Raw genomic sequence first — 17,082 nt, 5'->3', positions numbered from 1 at the left:
CCATTCAGACTGGTCAGCATTGGCGGTATGACAGAGCACAGCACAGCAACGCAAACCCTCACCGATGTAATGGACCCTGCACGTGCGCGGGCATTGCAGGCCACGTTGGGGATGGCGCAAACAATTGAAAGTGGCAGTGCATTGCCGCCGTTCTTTCACCACATCTATTTCTGGGATCCGCAGCCACCGGAGAATCTCGGTCGTGACGGGCATCCTGCGCTTGGCGGATTTGTACCCGATCTAAGAGGGCCACGACGGATGTGGGCGGCAGGGCGGCTTTTGTTTCATGGCCCGCTGATGGCAGGTGCTGTGGCTGAAAAGGCATCAGTGATTGAGGGTGTGACGCGCAAGACGGGGCGGTCAGGACCGCTGGCGTTTGTGCGCATTCGCCACGATATTCGCCAACGTGGGACCGTCGCGCTGACCGAGTGGCAGGATTTGGTGTATCGCGAAGACGGTGGTGAGCCCCCCGTGCAGCCAAGCGCCCGCACTGATGAGGCGCAGTCCGAAGTGGTAGGTTTCGATACCACAGCGTTGTTTCGCTATTCCGCGCTGACGTTTAACGGGCACCGCATCCACTATGATCGCCCCTATGCACGCAAGGTTGAACGCTATGATGATCTGGTCGTACACGGGCCATTGCTGGCGCAGCATTTGATGCTGATGGGTGCGCGCCAGTTGGGAAAACCACTGACCGAAGTGAACTACCGCGCAACGGCGCCCCTGACGTTACCACATTCCGCAACGCTATGTTGGGCGGATGGGGCCGCATGGGTGCGTGGGCCAAACGGAGAGCAGTGCATGGAAGCCCAGATGCGTTAGGCGTTGCGTCAGAGGCTCGCCAGCGGATCAAAGTATGCCGGAATTGTGTTGTTACCCGTCAAGACAAGCTCCGCTAGTTTTTCTGCCGCCAGCGGCGCCATTCCGAAGCCGATCTTAAAGCCGCCGTTCGCTATGAATTCGCCTGTCCTAACGGGATGCGCGCCCAGCATTGGCGCGCGGGTTCGCGTGCGCGGACGCACGCCAGCCCAGCGGCAGATTTCGCGGGCATCGTGCAAGGCCGGGACGGCAGTGCGGGCCTTGGCGATAAGCGCGTCACATTGCGTGTCCGTGCTGGTCGGATCGTCAAATTCACGTTCCGTGGTTGATCCGATCGCGGTGGTGCCATCCGCGTGGGGGATAATGTGCAAGCCATCGACAAACAGTTGCGGCGCGGTTCGCGCGTCGAAATCCAACAGCACCGCTTGGCCTTTAATACCAGCACCCACCATGCGTGTGTGTTGATTGCTGAGGAGTTCGAGGCCCTGCCACCCTGTTGCCCAGACAACTGCGCCTTGATCTGGTGCCTCCGCCATGACCTCCCCTCCATGCGCCAAGATTGCCGCTGCCAAGGCTGCGCAGCCTTGCGCTGGGTGCAAACGTGCCGTGAGGGTGTCGTGAATATACAGTCCCGTTGGGGACTTTGGGGCGAAGGCGGATGGGGCTTGGATAACCTCCCAGATCGCGCGGTCCTGCCAATGGGTCACAGCACCTGCGATGCGGGTATTGGCCAGCATGAGGGCTGCGTCATCTGCGATGGGTTGCAACCGCCCCGTGCGCCCGTACCCCGACGACAGGCCACCAGCGGCGTCGACATCGCCCCACCAGCTTTCGGCCATCAGCAGGCTGTCCAGTTGAAACGCCTTTTTCGGGTTCCATTGTTCGGGCACGTGCGGCGCCAGTGCACCAACGATTCCACCAGATGCGCCGGACCCGACGCCGTTCGGATCGATCACGCGGACTGTGGCACCCAGCCTAAGGCAGGCCCACGCTACGGACAGGCCAAACACCCCTGCCCCGCGCACAGTCACATCCACCGTTGCCATCACCGCTACCTGCTTTCATTGTCGCGCCAAAGGCGCGCGTTAAACTTGGGCCAAAGGCGCGGGTTAAAATTGCGCCAAAGGCGCGGGTTAGACCTTGGCCAAAGCTACGCGTTCGATCTTGGCGCAAACGAATAGGGCACAATGACATGACAGACCAGCGGGCGAATGTGGAATGGCGCGATGGAATCGTGCCTGTCTCAGTCCAGTTTGATGACCCGTATTATTCGCTCGATGATGGGGTCGCCGAAACGCACCATGTGTTTTTGGGCGGCAATGATTTGCCCACACGGTTTTGTGACGGGTTTCATGTAGGGGAATTGGGCTTTGGTACGGGGCTTAACTTTCTGGTGACGCTGGGGGCGTGGCGGGCATCAGGGATTGCGGGCAAGCTGCATTTCACCAGTTTTGAGGCTTATCCAATGCAGATGAGTGAGATGCAGCGGGCGTTACAGGCGTTTCCCGAGTTGCCGACTAGTGTCTTTGCGGATGACGCGGGCGGTGATATTCTGGCGCCTGTCCTGCGCGGAGCAGATTTCGAATTAACGGTCGTTGTCGGGGACGCGCGTGACACGTTGGCCGATTGGAATGGACAGGCGGATGCATGGTTTCTGGACGGGTTTTCACCCGCCAAGAACCCCGAACTTTGGGAAGATGCGTTGCTGGCGCAGGTCGCAGCGCATACGGCAAGTGGCGGCACAGTCGCGACCTATACGGCGGCAGGATTTGTGCGGCGCGGGCTTGCAGCTGCAGGTTTCAGAGTCAGTCGCGTGCAAGGGTTCGGGCGCAAGCGGCACATGACATTAGGGGTACTTGAATGACAACGCAAAACATTCGTCTTGGCATTATGTTGATGATTGCCACGACCTTCGTGTTCGCCGTGCAAGACGGGATCAGCCGGCATTTGGCGGGCGAATACAATGTGTTGATGATCATCACCATTCGCTATTGGTTTTTTGCCGCGTTCGTGATCGCGATTGCGCAGCGCCAAGTGGGGTCGATACGCAAAGCCGCAACCACCACGCAGCCAGCCTTGCAGATCTTTCGCGGGCTGCTTTTGGCAGCTGAGATTTGCGTTATGGTGTTGGGGTTCGTGTTGCTTGGCTTGGTTGAGGCCCACGCAATATTTACATGTTATCCACTGCTGATCGCCGCGCTATCTGGGCCAATCTTAGGTGAAAAAGTCGGTTGGCGAAGGTGGGCGGCCATCGGGGTCGGGTTCATCGGTGTTTTAATCATTCTGAAGCCAGGCATAACGGTCTTCAGCCCAGCGGCAGCGATCCCACTTTTGGCGGCGTTCATGTTTGCGCTTTACGGGTTGTTGACGCGCTATGCGGCACGGCGCGACAGCACTGCAACGTCGTTCTTTTGGACCGGGGTCGTGGGGGCGGTCGCGTTGACCCCGTTGGGGCTGTGGATGTGGGAACCCATGGTAGGGTCCGATTGGTGGTGGATGGGCGCGTTGTGCATCACGGGCGTGACGGGACATTGGCTGTTGATCAGGGCCTATGAAATCGCCGAAGCCAGCGCCGTGCAGCCCTTTGCCTATCTGCAATTGGTGTTTGCCAGCGCCATTGGCCTGAGCATTTTTAACGAAACTTTAGCCCTAAATGTCGCGCTTGGCGCGGGGCTGGTCATGTCCGCAGGGATGTTCACGCTGTGGCGGGCGCGCCGCGCCGCCTAGTCATCTGCGCTAGTCGCCCGTACGCGCGACCGGTCGCGTGGGTTGTGGGCTTGTTGGCGGCTCAGGCGTGATTTCTGTGGCGCGGCGCACAGATGGGCGCAGCGGGGTTGGCGGGGCGTCCAGAATGGCATCTTGCGAGGCATCGATTGTCTTCACAGGGCGGGCGACGGGGCGCACCATTGGCGCGGCGCCAATCAGAATATCCATAAAACGAACGGGGCCAACGCGCCCTGTCAGTCGTGCGCGATAAACTGGAATGCCTTCTGTCACGCGCATGACGTAGTTGCGGGTTTCGCGAAACGGGATGTGTTCGATCCAGTCAATCACATCCACCGGATCGGTATTGAACACACTACGGCGCGGATCGCCGCGTTCCATCATCCACGTCTTTGGGCGGCTTGGGCCCGCATTATAGCCTGCCGCGATCATCACCGGACTATCGCCAAATTCACGCGTCAAATACGCAAGGTATTCTGACCCGAGCACTGTGTTATATTCCCAGTCAGTCGTCAGGCGGTGAACGCTGTAGGGCATATCGAGCCATCCCGCGACCTCTTGGGCGGTGGCGGGCATCAGTTGCATCAGCCCCAGCGCGCCAACGCTGCTGCCCGCATCGGTGCGAAATTCGGATTCTTGGCGTGCAATGGCAAGCGCAATTGCAGGTTCAACGGGCAGGTCAAGGTTTGCCATAGCGTGCATGGGGAAATATGCGTCCTGCACCAAAAGATCACCTTGGACGGCCGTTTTTGCGATTAAAATCGTGTAGAACGGTTCTCCAAGGTCCATAAACAACGCGCCGAGCTGCCCGATTTCTTGTCGGGTCATGGTCGCCGCAGCGTCGCGAAAGAACAACACCGCAAGGCCGCGTTCCCCTGCATCAAGCAAAGCCAGCCCAGCACGCACAAGTTCGTTGTTGAGGATCAAGCTATTGCGCCAATCGCCGAAACCTTTGCCACCCGCAAGGTCGGGGTTCAAAGTCAGGCCAAGCTTTTCAGCCGACAGCAACCCGTAGAATGATGTCTGGTGCTGCGCACCCATTCGAAACGCAGAAAGCGCGGCGTCAGCGTTGCCTAAACCCGCATGGGCGCGGCCAAGCCAATAACCCGCGCGGCCCTTGGATATGGGCGAGGAGACTGAGGCGTCAAAGCGCTGAAAATGCAGCAACGCGGTTTCGTAGTCTTGCAGGTGGGTCAGTGCGATGTAGCCTGCCAGCCATTCAAGGTCACTGTAGTTGCCCTCATCCGCTTGAATGAAATGCTGCGCGGCAAAGCCGTAGGCGACGGCGATGTTGCCTTCGCGCATGTGCCAACGCGCAAGGATGCGTCGCCATGACCCCCAGCGCCACGGAATACCAAGGCGTTCGGCACTGGTGGATTGCGCGGTGAGGATGATGCTTGCTTTGGTCCAGTCACCCCGATCTGCGAGCCGGTTAAACCGATCATAATGCAGACCGGCGGTGTCCTGCAGGCGATCTGGAACCAGATCTTCGCGGGCTTGAACATCGGCATCGCGATTAATATTCGCAAGGCGCGCGCGGACAAGAGCCTGTTGGCCTTCGTCCAGAAGCGGCACAACATTGGCCACATCGCCCGTGCGCCAACGCCACAACAGCATGTCGGCACGGGCATAATGGTGCGGGGCAACGACATCGGGAAATGCATCGATGATCGCTTGGTGACTGGACGTGGTGAAAGCTGAGGTTAACCACAGGTCGACCAACATCGCTTCAGCCTCATCTTCGCGGCCATCAAAGATTAAGGCATTGGCGTAAGCGACAGCGCCCTGTCCGGTTTCAACGTCGGCATTATTGAAGAACGCCAAGACGTCACCGTTTGGAATGGTGTCGTCAATCGCGCGTTCAGCATTGGCCCGGATAGGATCATTACCGGGCCAATCGGGGCGACGTTCCAGAAAACCGACGTAGCTGGCGAATGTAGCGTCCGCATCTGTGTCGCGAAGACGCATCCATTCAAGCAAGTCTTGTTCAACCATCGGCCCATCAACAAGGCTTTGGTAGGCCCCTTCGCCATCACCATCTGCCAACAACGCAAGCGCGCGTATGAATGGCGACGGCCCGTTTTGATCAGTGTTATCCTGTGCTGTGACAGGTGATGCTAGAAAAATGGCGGCGGCGCATATTGCCCTCATCGTGAAAACTGCCTGATCCCCCATTTGTACTTTGGCCCCTGATTGAACTTTGGCGTATATTTTGTTCGCGCGTTGTATTCGTTCAACATAAGTATGTCATCAAGGGGACACCGCAACTCACAAACTTGGCAAAGGCGGAAAACCCCACTAAGGAACCGATATTAACGGGCCAATGTTGGTCCCCCTATTAAGGATGCGTATCATGATCAAAGGGTCTCTCCCTGCTCTTGTCACGCCGTTCGCGAACGGCCAGCTGGATCTCGATACGTTGAAAAAACTTGTCGAGTGGCATTTCGAACAAGGGTCGCACGGTTTGGTACCAGTGGGCACAACCGGCGAAAGCCCGACGTTGAGCCATTCAGAGCATGATCTGGTTGTGCAAACCGTGGTGGACGCGGCGGCGGGGCGTTTCCCTGTGGTCGCTGGTGCCGGATCAAACAACACGGCCGAAACCGTGCGTTTGGTGAAAGCGGCGAAGACGGCGGGTGCGACTGCGGCACTGGTCGTGACGCCGTATTACAACAAGCCGACACAGCGCGGATTGATCGAACATTTCACACAAGCGGCGGACTGTGGTTTGCCGATCATCATTTACAACATTCCGGGTCGGTCTGTGGTCGATATGTTGCCGGAAACGATGGGCGAATTAGCTAAGCATGACATGATTATCGGCGTAAAGGATGCGACTGGTGATTTGGCGCGGGTGCCAAACCAGCGGCTGTTCTGCGGTGCCGACTTTATCCAAGTGTCCGGCGAAGACCCCACCGCAATCGGGTTTAACGCGCAGGGCGGTGTTGGCTGTATTTCGGTCACGGCAAATGTTGCGCCAATGCTGTGTTCGCAGATGCAGGTTGCGACTTTGTCGGGCGATTACGCGGCGGCGTTGGCGATCAACGACCGTCTGATGCCGCTGCACAGGGCGATCTTTAGCGAACCTGGATTGGTCAGTGCCAAGTATGGCATGTCGCTGTTGGGGCTGTGTTCAGACGAGGTACGATCCCCGCTGACCAAGTTAACAGATGAGACGAAAGAAAAGATGCGTGATGCGATGGTGCACGCGGGTCTGTTGAACTGATTTAAACGGGCGGGAATGTCCCCGCTCGTTTGCGTTTTAGGCGGCGACTGCGTTATGGGTTTCAAATTGGACGTTCAGGCGCCACAGGCCCCAAGCCAACGGAATCGCTGCCAAGCCACCAATGACGTAGGCGAGCGGCTCATTGTAGAACGTCTCAAACGCTTGGGTGTAGGCGTGGATGGCGCCAAACGTCATGGCGGCATTAAAAATTCCGCGTCGGTTGGTGTTGGCGGACCAGAAGGCAGCGGCGACCAGCAGAATGGCCCAGACGATAGAATAGACCTGTTCCGAGATCACCAGCGCGTTGGCTTCGAACGCTGATTTCGCTTCGATAAAGGTCTGGTAGTCGTCGCTGTAGTCGCGATACGTCGGACCCCAGATGTGGCTGCCCACAACATCCCCCCACAAACTACCCACAAGGAAGCTGAGGTTGGCGATGATGAACGCCATGATACCGAAGATATGGGTGTGGCGACGAAAGCGGTCGGTCAGCAGCCCCGCGATGGCAACACAGGCGACCGTGGCAACAGACATTTGGAGAATGGTGAACGTCCCCTCAGGGCTGTAGAAGGCATAGCTTGCGTGCCAGTAGAACGTCCCAGTATCGAGCATTTGCGCGAACGGTACGATGGCAAGCGCGGTGATCAGGCGTACGTCGATGAACATGCCAACAATGAAGATTGCGGCGGCAACATAGAAGTGGATCATCGGAATCCCAAAGCCGGATATTTCAGCCGCCCACACCCAAAGATAAAGCCCGCTAATGTGCATCGCGCCAGTCATCAACAGGATGCTGCCAGTCAAAAAACCGGTATTTGCAGGACCCTTGCGATGCAGGAACGCGGTGACAGCGGCACCGATCAGGCCAAGAATCAGCAGGGCCAATCCACCAGATTGCCCCCCCATTTTATCGATAATTTCAATCGACGCCCCGCCGGTCAGCATCCCCGCACCAATCAGCGCTGAGGCAGTGCCAAACATGCGATAAATGTCCGTGGCTCTGACAAGGATCGTGGCCCCAATCGCGAGGAACAGGCCACCAACCACCGCAACAGAGAGCGCATCCGCCAACAGGCCGATGAAGCCTGCGGCGGCAGCGATGATGCCAAAGCACAGGACAGAATTAAGGACGATAGACACCATAACTTGCCGAGAACGGCGCGCGATGACGTTGCCTTGGTTCGGGGTAATGACCCCTTCTTCGACCAGTGCTTCGGTTTGGATGACGTGGGCCATTGGGTTCCTCCGGAATCAAGCAATAAATAATATCCCTCCATAATTTCACGATAATGAACACTGTTCAATAATTTTCTTTAAGCCACCCATCGCCCCAAACCACATCCGTACTGCCCACGAACGTGGCGACACGGTCTATCTCAGCCGCAAGCGCGCGCACGCGGGCCTTGCCCATGCGCACGCCCTTTTCAGGCCAAAAGGCCGTCACAAAAGTTGCAGTCCCGTCGCGTCTCGTGTCGATGCGCCCGATCAGGCGATCACCCTGCAGTACTGGGAAGACGTAGTAGCCGTATTGCCTTTTCGGGGCCGGGACAAAAATTTCGATTCGGTAGTGAAAGTTAAACAGCCGCTGCGCGCGTTTTCGATCGCGCAGGGCGGGGTCGAACGGGGAAAGCAGCCGGACACGGTTGTTTGGTGCGGATAGTTCGGATTGAGTTGTATTGGCCAAGATGAAGGAGGGGCGCAGCGATCCGTCGGCAGCCTCAATATCCACCTCGATGAGGCGTTGGCCTGTTAAGGCCACAACGCACCAGTGTTTAGCTTGTGCAGGCGTGATGATCGCGTAAAAGGCGGCGATTTCGCCGGAAGTGGCAAAGCCAAGGCGGTCTAGCGCCGAAGTGCAGGCCCAGTCGATCATGTCGTCTTCGCTGACGCGAGCGTTTAATTGTTCTGGTGGAATGACCCTTTCGGTGAGATCGTAGACTTTGCGAAAGCCTTTGCGGTGGCAGACCGACAAATCGCCAGAGCGCCACAGATATTCCAGTGCTGTTTTGGAAGGGTGCCAGTCCCACCAGCCACCCGATCCGCGTTCTTCGTTTGCGCCAACATCCATGGATGTGCAGCTGCCCTCATCAGTGATTTGACGCAGCACTTCGTCGATTTGTTCGCGAAAACCGCTCCTCCGCCATGCGGGCCATTTGGCATCCATGTGCGCCTTATCTTTGGCGAACTTGTGCCGCCACATCGGGAAATACTGCATTGAAATACAGGATGCATCATGGGTCCAGTGTTCGAACGCGCCGCGGGCTTTCATACACTTGGGCAGGTTTGGCACGCGGTATTTCTGACGACGTGACCACAAGATCAGATCATGGGCGCGGGCGAGCGTGTTGACGCTGTCGACTTGCACGAACCCGAGATGGTCAATGACGCCTTGCAGATCGCCGCCTGTGCCAGAGCCGCTGCGCGAACCAAGCAGCAGGTGGTGATCCAGAAACACCGCACGCGCGGCTTTATTATCGATGATCGGGCGGGTCATGGCTGGCCTTTGTGGCTTTGGATCACCCTACGGCTTGTCGTCGCGCCTGCCATCCCTTATCTGATCAGCGTTATGGCAAAGAAACCCGATCAAAACCCGAATTACAAAGTCATCGCCGAAAACCGGCGTGCGCGGTACGATTTTGCGATCGAGTCCGACGTCGAGTGCGGTATCATCCTTGCGGGGTCCGAGGTAAAATCCTTGCGCGTCGGCCAATCCAACATTGCCGACAGCTACGCGACCGTGGCAGAGGGCGAACTTTGGTTGATAAATTCGTATATCGCGCCGTATCAGCAAGCGATGTTCCCCCACGAAGACCGTGCACGCCGCAAGCTATTGGTGTCCAAACGTGAACTTGTAAGGATGGGGAATGCGATATCGCGCGAGGGTATGACCCTTGTGCCGCTGGTGATGTATTTCAACCATAAGGGCCGCGTGAAAGTTAAGATCGCGATCGCCAAGGGTAAACAGAAACAAGACAAACGCGCGACCGAGGCCGCCCGCGATTGGGGTCGCCAGAAGGCCAGATTGCTGCGCCACGGGGATTAAGTGGCGAACAATTGCTGACTGGGGCGATGAATTTGGGGCGTCCGGTGTTTCCATGGCGCTCCTTTTTGTAGGGCAAACCTTGCGTAGGATCGGGTGCGGCGTTAGGGACATATCGTTCCCGCAACGCCTATACACTTGGGGTATGCTATGGCCTTTGATGATCCTAAAATCCTCGTTTCGACCAGTTGGTTGGCCGACCATCTGAAAAATCCCGATCTGCGGATTTTGGATGCGTCTTGGTATCTGCCAGATATGGTGCGTGATGCAGTGGCTGAATACCAATCCGCACACATTCCGGGTGCGCGTTTCTTTGATATCGATGATGTCAGCGATCACCGTTCCGAACTGCCACATATGGTACCGCCGGTTGAAAAATTTATGTCACGTATGCGCAAACTGGGCGTGGGCGATGGCCACCAAATTGTTGTTTATGACTGTGCGGGACTGTTTAGTGCGGCCCGCGTTTGGTGGCTGTTCCGACTGATGGGAAAAACCGACATTGCAGTTCTGGATGGTGGGTTTCCGAAATGGCAGGCCGAGGGCCGCGCGACTGAAGATTTGCCACCCGTCGTGCGTGATCGCCATATGACTGTGACGCGCCAGAACCAGATGGTTAAGGACGTCACGCAGGTCGCATCCGCGTCCAAATTGGGGGATTATGTCATCGTCGACGCCCGCGCGCCCGAACGGTTCAGCGGCGACGCACCAGAACCCCGCGAGGGGCTGCGGTCCGGCCATATCCCGAATGCACGCAACGTGTTTTACCGCGATCTTTTGGCCCCCGATGGCACGATGAAATCCAACAACGCCATGGCCGAGGTATTCCGCAAGGCGGGTGTTGATCTTGCCAAGCCTGCTATTTTGTCATGTGGGTCTGGTGTCACGGCCGCCGTGCTTGCCCTTGCGATGGAACGGATGGGCAAAACAGACCATGCAATTTATGATGGAAGCTGGTCCGAATGGGGCACGTTCCATGATCTACCAATAGCCACAGGAGACGCCTAATGTTTGCGCACCTTTCCCCCCAACCAAAAGACAAAATTCTCGCCCTTGTGGCCGCCTACAAAGAAGACCCACGCGACGACAAGGTCGATCTTGGCGTCGGTGTTTACAAAGACGCAAGTGGCAACACCCCCGTCATGCGCGCGGTGAAAGCTGCGGAACGACGGCTGGTCGAGGAACAGACATCCAAGGCCTATGTCGGGCTGGCGGGTGATCCTGCGTTTTCAGATGCCATGATTGATCTGGTGCTGGATGGCGCAGTGGCACGCGAACGAGTTGCTGCTGTTGCAACACCCGGAGGGACGGGCGCGATCCGTCAGGGGCTTGAGCTTATCAAGCTCGCAGCGCCCGACGCGACGGTTTGGATTTCCAACCCGACGTGGCCAAACCATCCGTCGATTATCAAATACCTTGGCATGCCAATGGCCGAATATCGCTATTTTGACGAAACGACGCGCGGCGTGGATTTTGACGGTATGCTGGCCGATCTCGGGCAGGTCAAAACTGGCGATGTCGTGCTGTTGCACGGCTGTTGCCACAACCCGACGGGTGCAAACCTGACGGCGGAACAATTGCATCAGGCGATTGCGGTCATCAAAGATGTTGGCGCGATGCCGTTTGTGGACATCGCCTATCAGGGCTTTGGCGACGGATTAGATGCGGACGGCGCGGCAACCCGAACAATCGCTGCCGGCTTTGACAACGTGCTAATCGCCGCATCCTGTTCGAAGAACTTTGGCGTCTACCGCGAACGCACAGGCATTCTGATGGCGATTGCACGCGATAAAGATGAGCGTGATTTGGCACAGCAGAATCTGTCCTACCTGAACCGTCAAAACTACAGCTTTCCGCCTGATCATGGCGCCCGCGTGGTGACGATGATCCTGACCGACCCCGTGCTTCGTGTTGATTGGGAGGCCGAGCTGGAAGACACCCGTCTTGGTATGCTTGATCTGCGCCAACAGTTGGCGAGCGAACTGCGCCGTCTGTCCAATTCCGACCGCTTTGATTTCTTGGCAACACATCGCGGCATGTTTTCGCGCCTTGGGACGTCGCCTGAAAAGGTTGAAAAACTGCGTGCCGATTATGGGATTTATATGGTGGGCGACAGCCGGATGAACATCGCAGGTTTGAACGCAGGCACTGTTCCGATACTGGCGAAAGCAATTATTGACGCCGGGATCTAACCTGTCCAACCATTGAAATTTCACGCGGCGTGTCCAGATCAAAGGGCACGCCGTTTTTCATTCTCAAAGGAATACACTCATGTCCAACACTGCCCTTATCACCGGTGCATCCGGCGGGATTGGTGCCGAATTTGCCCGCTATCATGCGTCAAAAAAGGGTGATCTGATATTGGTTGCGCGCCGTTTGGATGCGCTGAACGCGCTGAAGGCCGAACTCGAATCCGCGCATGGCGTCACGGTTCACATCATCGCGCAGGACCTTGGCGAAGCGGGCGGTGCTGACGCGCTTGTCACTGCGGTTGATGCGCTTGGCGTGTCAGTCGATATCCTGATCAACAACGCAGGCTTCGGTGGGCACGGCAAGCATATCGAGCGTGATCTGGAGGACGAACAGGATATGATCGACCTCAACATCAAAGCCTTAGTGACGCTATCGCACGCGTTTGGCGGCAAGATGGCCGCGCAGGGCAGTGGCCGTATTTTACAGGTCGGATCAACGGCAGGCTTTATGCCTGGGCCGTTACAGGCGGTTTATTTTGCGACGAAAGCGTTCGTGGGTTCGTTCAGTCAAGCGCTGGACCAAGAATTGCACAGTGATGGCGTAACCTGCACGGTTCTGGCCCCCGGGTACGTCGAAACCGAATTCGCGAATCGCGCTGATCTTGGTGGGACCGATTTGGTCAAAAACGGCACGTCACCGCAAAGCGTTGCGAAACATGGCTACGACGCAATGATCGCGGGCAAGCTGGTCACAGTGAATGAACGACAGCTGAGCATCCTGACACAATGGGTCATCCCATTGTTACCACGTCGCACCGTGTTGAAGATGGTCGAAAAGATGCAGTCGAAATAGCGTCGATCCGACCACACGTAAAAAGGCCCCGCTGTCGCCAGCAGGGCCTTTTCGTTGATATCAATCCGAAAGGGTTAGCCCTTGGAGAATTCTGGGTAGGCTTCCATGCCGAGCTCAGCCATATCGAGGCCCAACATTTCTTCTTCTTCGCTGACGCGAATTCCCATGGTTGCCTTGAGGATGAGCCAGACAATCGAGCTTACGACGAAGACAAACACACCGACGATGACGATCGAGATGATCTGACCACCGAAGGTCGCATCGCCATTGGTCAGCAAGACCGCAAGCGTGCCCCAGATACCTGCAAAAAGGTGAACCGGGATGGCGCCGACAACGTCATCAATCTTTAGTTTGTCGAGGAACGGAACACCGAAGACCACGATCACGCCACCAATTGCGCCGATAATGCCCGCCATACCAATGGACGGTGTCAGCGGTTCAGCAGTGATGGACACGAGACCGGCAAGGGCGCCGTTCAGGACCATCGTCAGGTCGACCTTTTTGTACAGAAGCTGTGTCAGGATCATTGCCGCCATCGCGCCACAGGCTGCGGCCATGTTGGTGTTGGCAAAGATACGGCTGATGTCGGCAATGTTGCCAGCAGTGTCCATATACAGCTGCGAACCACCGTTAAAGCCGAACCAACCGAGCCACAGGATAAACGTTCCGAGCGTTGCAAGCGGCAGGTTAGAGCCCATGAACGGAACAACGCGACCGTCTTTGTATTTGCCCAGACGTGGCCCAAGGATCAGCGCGCCAGCCAAAGCAGCCCAACCACCGACTGAGTGTACAACAGTGGAACCTGCGAAATCGAGGAAGCCGTATTGGCTGTCAAGGAAACCACCGCCCCATTTCCAGGATGCCTGGATCGGGTAGATGAAGCCTGTCAGGATGGCTGTGAAGATCAGGAACGGCCACAGTTTGATGCGCTCAGCGACGGCACCGGACACGATGGACGCGGTTGCAGCACAAAACATCAACTGGAAGAAGAAGTCAGACCCGACTGTCGCATAGGTCAGATCAGCTTCGACACCTGCAAGACCGACGGGCTCCATGACGGCGGGTGAGAACAGGATGCCGAGATAACCACCGGCATCATCCGACCCCATGGTCCATGAGCCGAGCGGGTACATCAGGTTGTAGCCGACAATGTAATAGGCAATCGCCGCGAGCGAAAATAGACCCATGTTCTTCGTCAGTTGCATCGCCACGTTCTTTTGACGCACAAGCCCTGCTTCGAGCATGGTGAAACCAGCGGCCATCCAAAATACAAGGAAGCCGCAAACCAAAAACATGAAGCTGGTGAAGATAAAGCCGATTTCGCTCATCGGCGGGGTTACGTCGGCCTCTTGCGCGAGGCCAAGCGTCGGCAGCGCGATGAGCGCGGCAGCGACGGGTAGCATTTTATTGAAAGTCATCTGTCTTTTCCCCTTTGCGCGATCTAAATCGCGTCTTCGTTGGTTTCACCGGTGCGCACGCGCACAGCACTTTGCACATCCAGGACGAAAATCTTGCCATCCCCAATTTTGTCAGTCTTTGCGGTGGTGGCGATGGTCTGCACGACCTCATCCGCCATTTCCGAACTTACGACGATTTCGAGTTTTACTTTCGGCACAAAATTTACGGCATATTCCGCACCACGATAGATTTCGGTATGACCCGATTGTGCGCCAAAGCCTTTGATTTCAGTCACCATCATGCCGCGTACGCCGATGGCGGTCAGCGCCTCGCGGACCTCCTCAAGCTTGAACGGTTTGATTGTTGCGATAATGAGTTTCACGCGATTCCCTTCCAATTTTTCGTCAACAGGCCGCTTGGCCAAGTGGGGTTACAAAGTCGGGTCGGGGGCCTCACCTCAAGACAGGCACCATCGACTTTCGTGTGCAGACACAGCATTTTGCCCAAAAATTGCACAATTTCATCGACAAGCCCAAAAAACAGGCGGGCAGAAAAGTGCTCATCAAGGAGACATCGTTCTCTACTTTTGGAATCGGGGGCGATAACATGGCAAGAACAGACGCCATAAGGCGCGTGGAGCGAGTAGGCGGATATGACCGGTAAACGAGGATCAAAGCCACCGCTGGTGGCTGAAAAACGCAGCAGACCTGCGGGTAAAAAACGTAAACCGTCGAAACCCGCCGCTCGTCGCAAGGCCGTCCCAAAACGACGCGGATTGCTTGGCACATTGTTGTGGCCGTTCAAATGGGTGCTGATCCTGTTTTGGCGTATTGCATGGCGCGGAACGGTCGTCGTCACACTGTTGGTCGGTATCGGCGTGTTTTATTATGCGTCCAGCCTGCCCCCGATTGATGAAATGGTTGACGGGCGTACGCGCGGATCGGTGACGTTGCTGGATGCGCGCGGTGAAACATTCGCATGGCGTGGCGATCAGTATGGCGGGATGATTTCGTCAGACGCAGTGAACGAGAATTTACGCCACGCTGTCATCGCGACCGAGGACAAGCGTTTCTACTGGCACTTTGGTGTGGATTTCTATGCGACCGGTGCTGCGATGGTGCGCAATTTCCGTAACGGCGGCAATCCGTTGTCCGGCGCGGGTGGCTCGTCCATTACGCAACAGACCGCAAAATTGCTGTGCTTTGGCCGTCCGTTCGACCCCGACACCTGGGAAAACGAGACCGCGTATGAGGCCGACTGCCGCCGAACAACGCTTTGGCGCAAAGTACAGGAAGCGGTTTATGCATTTGCTATGGAGGCGCGCTACACCAAGGGCGAAATACTGACGATCTATCTGAACCGGGTCTATCTAGGTGCCGGTTCGCGTGGGTTTGAGGCCGCAGCGCAACGCTATTTCGGAATTTCTGCGGTTAACGTGAACCCCGCACAATCAGCGATGCTGGCTGGGCTTCTTAAGGCCCCGTCAAGTTTTGCGCCAACGCGCAATTTGCAAATTTCGCAAAATCGCGGTGCAACGGTGGTCCGCCTGATGGAAGAACAGGGCTACCTAACGGCTGCACAAGCGGCGGACGCCCAAGCCAATCCTGCAACCCTATCAGAGGCGGCGCGGGCGCGAGCCGGCGGCTATTTCGCGGATTGGGTAATGGACTCTGCGCCCAGCTATTTCACCAACGACACGACCGAAGACGTGATTATTCGCACAACTTTGGACCCACGTATTCAGACGGCGGCAGAAGAGGCGCTGGTTTGGATATTTGAAAACAAGGTTCGCGACGGGTCTGAGGCGCAGGCGGCAATTGTGGTGATGTCAGCGGACGGGGCCGTGCGGGCGATGGTCGGCGGGCGAGATCTGACAGTATCGGCGGCTTTCAACCGTGCGACGCAGGCGTTGCGCCAGACCGGATCGGCGTTCAAACCGTTTATCTATGCGGCTGCGCTTGATTTGGGGTGGTCGCCGCTCGCGACTGTGGTGGACGAACGTCGTTGCTGGAACACGCCGGGGTCTGGCAACTGGTGCCCGTCAAACTATACCAACGATTTCAGCGGCGAGGTAACCCTTGTCGAGGCGTTGCAGCGATCGCTCAACATTCCTGCCGTGATCCTGTCCGAGGAAATCGGGCGCGATATCGTCCGTATGGTCGCGGAAAATTTCGGTATTGTCAGCGATCTGGCCAGTGGTCCGGCGCTTGCGCTTGGCGCGTCTGAAAGCACCTTGCTCGAGATGACGGGCGCCTATGCTGGCATCCTGAACGGTGGGTCAGCGGTTAAGCCCTATGGGTTGGTCGAACTGCGTCTTATCGGCGATAATGAACCGCTTTTGACCGCCACGGGCGGCATTCGTGAACGGGTTATCCAAGAAAGCGCCGCGCGTCAGCTGACGTGGATGATGTATCAGGTGGTTGAAGGCGGATCAGGCCAACGCGCCGCCATTGACGGTTGGGAAATCGCGGGCAAGACCGGCACAACCCAAGGCGCGCGCGATGCATGGTTCATCGGCTTTAACGGTGATTACGTGGCGGGCGTTTGGATGGGCTATGACAACAACACACCGCTGACAGGCGTGACGGGATCCGGCCTTCCGGCGGAAATCTGGCATGAAACCATGACGCGGGTTTTGTCGGGCCTAACGCCAACCCCACTGCCAATGCAGGCACCTGCGCAATTTAGTGGCCAGCAACCCGGAACAGGGCAAGGTGGCGATGGGTTGGGCTACACGCCTGAACAAGCAGATGGGATCATCAACGACTTGCTGCGCGAGTTGCTCGGTAACGGCGGATGATTGGCGGTGGGTTTCAGCCACCGTGCCGTT

The 17,082-nt window shown here is 57.1% G+C and carries 15 protein-coding genes; 9 read left to right on the top strand and 6 right to left on the bottom strand.

Going from position 1 to position 17,082, the window contains the following annotated elements; genetic code table 11:
* Positions 1–27: 27 nt before the first annotated feature.
* Positions 28–822 carry an acyl dehydratase gene (locus OAN307_RS02755; RefSeq protein ID WP_015498331.1) on the top strand — a complete coding sequence of 265 codons (795 nt, stop codon included), beginning with the start codon at positions 28–30 and terminating at the stop codon, positions 820–822.
* Between the two features lie 8 nt (positions 823–830).
* Here the strand turns inward: OAN307_RS02755 and OAN307_RS02750 are convergent, their stop codons facing one another.
* On the bottom strand, positions 831–1,865 hold the full coding sequence (locus tag OAN307_RS02750) for an NAD(P)/FAD-dependent oxidoreductase (protein WP_015498330.1): 1,035 nt from the start codon (positions 1,863–1,865) through the stop codon (positions 831–833).
* Positions 1,866–2,011: 146 nt separating this feature from the next.
* Here OAN307_RS02750 and mnmD point away from each other — a divergent pair, with 146 nt between their 5' ends.
* On the top strand, positions 2,012–2,683 hold the full coding sequence (gene mnmD, locus OAN307_RS02745) for a tRNA (5-methylaminomethyl-2-thiouridine)(34)-methyltransferase MnmD (protein WP_015498329.1): 672 nt from the start codon (positions 2,012–2,014) through the stop codon (positions 2,681–2,683).
* Complete coding sequence (locus OAN307_RS02740; RefSeq protein ID WP_015498328.1) at positions 2,680–3,546, top strand: DMT family transporter; 867 nt, start codon at positions 2,680–2,682, stop codon at positions 3,544–3,546. The genes mnmD and OAN307_RS02740 overlap by 4 nt, the downstream gene beginning before the upstream one ends.
* A gap of 9 nt (positions 3,547–3,555) precedes the next feature.
* On the opposite strand, the gene OAN307_RS02735 is transcribed toward OAN307_RS02740, so the two are convergent.
* Positions 3,556–5,694, bottom strand: a complete 2,139-nt coding sequence (locus tag OAN307_RS02735; RefSeq protein WP_245540957.1) for a lytic transglycosylase domain-containing protein — start codon at positions 5,692–5,694, stop codon at positions 3,556–3,558.
* A 202-nt stretch (positions 5,695–5,896) separates the two neighbouring features.
* On the opposite strand from OAN307_RS02735, the gene dapA reads away from it, so the two are divergent.
* Positions 5,897–6,769, top strand: a complete 873-nt coding sequence (dapA, locus tag OAN307_RS02730) for a 4-hydroxy-tetrahydrodipicolinate synthase (RefSeq protein ID WP_015498326.1) — start codon at positions 5,897–5,899, stop codon at positions 6,767–6,769.
* 36 nt (positions 6,770–6,805) lie between these two features.
* Here the strand turns inward: dapA and OAN307_RS02725 are convergent, their stop codons facing one another.
* Positions 6,806–8,005, bottom strand: coding sequence for a hypothetical protein (locus tag OAN307_RS02725; RefSeq protein WP_015498325.1), 1,200 nt, complete (start codon positions 8,003–8,005; stop codon positions 6,806–6,808).
* A gap of 64 nt (positions 8,006–8,069) precedes the next feature.
* A complete protein-coding gene (locus OAN307_RS02720) occupies positions 8,070–9,263 on the bottom strand; it encodes a winged helix-turn-helix domain-containing protein (protein WP_015498324.1) in 1,194 nt (397 codons plus the stop codon).
* 72 nt (positions 9,264–9,335) lie between these two features.
* Here OAN307_RS02720 and smpB point away from each other — a divergent pair, with 72 nt between their 5' ends.
* The 4 genes from smpB to OAN307_RS02700 all read left to right on the top strand — a co-directional run bounded on the left by smpB (position 9,336) and on the right by OAN307_RS02700 (position 12,854).
* Positions 9,336–9,812 (top strand): SsrA-binding protein SmpB, encoded by a 477-nt coding sequence (gene smpB, locus OAN307_RS02715; protein WP_015498323.1) that lies wholly within the window; start codon positions 9,336–9,338, stop codon positions 9,810–9,812.
* Positions 9,813–9,959: 147 nt separating this feature from the next.
* Complete coding sequence (gene sseA, locus OAN307_RS02710; protein ID WP_015498322.1) at positions 9,960–10,817, top strand: 3-mercaptopyruvate sulfurtransferase; 858 nt, start codon at positions 9,960–9,962, stop codon at positions 10,815–10,817.
* A complete protein-coding gene (locus OAN307_RS02705; protein ID WP_015498321.1) occupies positions 10,817–12,001 on the top strand; it encodes an amino acid aminotransferase in 1,185 nt (394 codons plus the stop codon). The genes sseA and OAN307_RS02705 overlap by 1 nt, the downstream gene beginning before the upstream one ends.
* A gap of 79 nt (positions 12,002–12,080) precedes the next feature.
* Positions 12,081–12,854 (top strand): SDR family NAD(P)-dependent oxidoreductase, encoded by a 774-nt coding sequence (locus tag OAN307_RS02700; RefSeq protein ID WP_015498320.1) that lies wholly within the window; start codon positions 12,081–12,083, stop codon positions 12,852–12,854.
* Positions 12,855–12,928: 74 nt separating this feature from the next.
* On the opposite strand, the gene amt is transcribed toward OAN307_RS02700, so the two are convergent.
* Both amt and OAN307_RS02690 read right to left on the bottom strand, forming a co-directional pair.
* Positions 12,929–14,272, bottom strand: coding sequence for an ammonium transporter (amt, locus tag OAN307_RS02695; protein WP_015498319.1), 1,344 nt, complete (start codon positions 14,270–14,272; stop codon positions 12,929–12,931).
* A 23-nt stretch (positions 14,273–14,295) separates the two neighbouring features.
* On the bottom strand, positions 14,296–14,634 hold the full coding sequence (locus OAN307_RS02690) for a P-II family nitrogen regulator (protein ID WP_015498318.1): 339 nt from the start codon (positions 14,632–14,634) through the stop codon (positions 14,296–14,298).
* A 270-nt stretch (positions 14,635–14,904) separates the two neighbouring features.
* On the opposite strand from OAN307_RS02690, the gene OAN307_RS02680 reads away from it, so the two are divergent.
* On the top strand, positions 14,905–17,052 hold the full coding sequence (locus OAN307_RS02680; protein ID WP_015498317.1) for a transglycosylase domain-containing protein: 2,148 nt from the start codon (positions 14,905–14,907) through the stop codon (positions 17,050–17,052).
* Positions 17,053–17,082 lie beyond the last annotated feature (30 nt).

Source organism: Octadecabacter antarcticus 307 (assembly GCF_000155675.2).
GTDB classification, from domain to species: Bacteria; Pseudomonadota; Alphaproteobacteria; order Rhodobacterales; family Rhodobacteraceae; genus Octadecabacter; species Octadecabacter antarcticus.
The sequence above is the reverse complement of the archived record's forward strand: the minus strand, read 5'-3'. Positions and strand labels throughout refer to the sequence as shown.

Bases quoted from the DNA above. Each gene is read 5' to 3' on its own strand.
- OAN307_RS02725 (WP_015498325.1), bottom strand. From the start codon at position 8,005: ATGGCCCACGTCATCCAAACCGAAGCACTGGTCGAAGAAGGGGTCATT.
- OAN307_RS02680 (WP_015498317.1), top strand. From the start codon at position 14,905: ATGACCGGTAAACGAGGATCAAAGCCACCGCTGGTGGCTGAAAAACGC.
- OAN307_RS02705 (WP_015498321.1), top strand. From the start codon at position 10,817: ATGTTTGCGCACCTTTCCCCCCAACCAAAAGACAAAATTCTCGCCCTT.
- OAN307_RS02735 (WP_245540957.1), bottom strand. From the start codon at position 5,694: ATGAGGGCAATATGCGCCGCCGCCATTTTTCTAGCATCACCTGTCACA.
- OAN307_RS02700 (WP_015498320.1), top strand. From the start codon at position 12,081: ATGTCCAACACTGCCCTTATCACCGGTGCATCCGGCGGGATTGGTGCC.
- sseA (WP_015498322.1), top strand. From the start codon at position 9,960: ATGGCCTTTGATGATCCTAAAATCCTCGTTTCGACCAGTTGGTTGGCC.
- mnmD (WP_015498329.1), top strand. From the start codon at position 2,012: ATGACAGACCAGCGGGCGAATGTGGAATGGCGCGATGGAATCGTGCCT.
- amt (WP_015498319.1), bottom strand. From the start codon at position 14,272: ATGACTTTCAATAAAATGCTACCCGTCGCTGCCGCGCTCATCGCGCTG.
- OAN307_RS02720 (WP_015498324.1), bottom strand. From the start codon at position 9,263: ATGACCCGCCCGATCATCGATAATAAAGCCGCGCGTGCGGTGTTTCTG.
- dapA (WP_015498326.1), top strand. From the start codon at position 5,897: ATGATCAAAGGGTCTCTCCCTGCTCTTGTCACGCCGTTCGCGAACGGC.
- OAN307_RS02750 (WP_015498330.1), bottom strand. From the start codon at position 1,865: ATGGCAACGGTGGATGTGACTGTGCGCGGGGCAGGGGTGTTTGGCCTG.
- smpB (WP_015498323.1), top strand. From the start codon at position 9,336: ATGGCAAAGAAACCCGATCAAAACCCGAATTACAAAGTCATCGCCGAA.
- OAN307_RS02755 (WP_015498331.1), top strand. From the start codon at position 28: ATGACAGAGCACAGCACAGCAACGCAAACCCTCACCGATGTAATGGAC.
- OAN307_RS02740 (WP_015498328.1), top strand. From the start codon at position 2,680: ATGACAACGCAAAACATTCGTCTTGGCATTATGTTGATGATTGCCACG.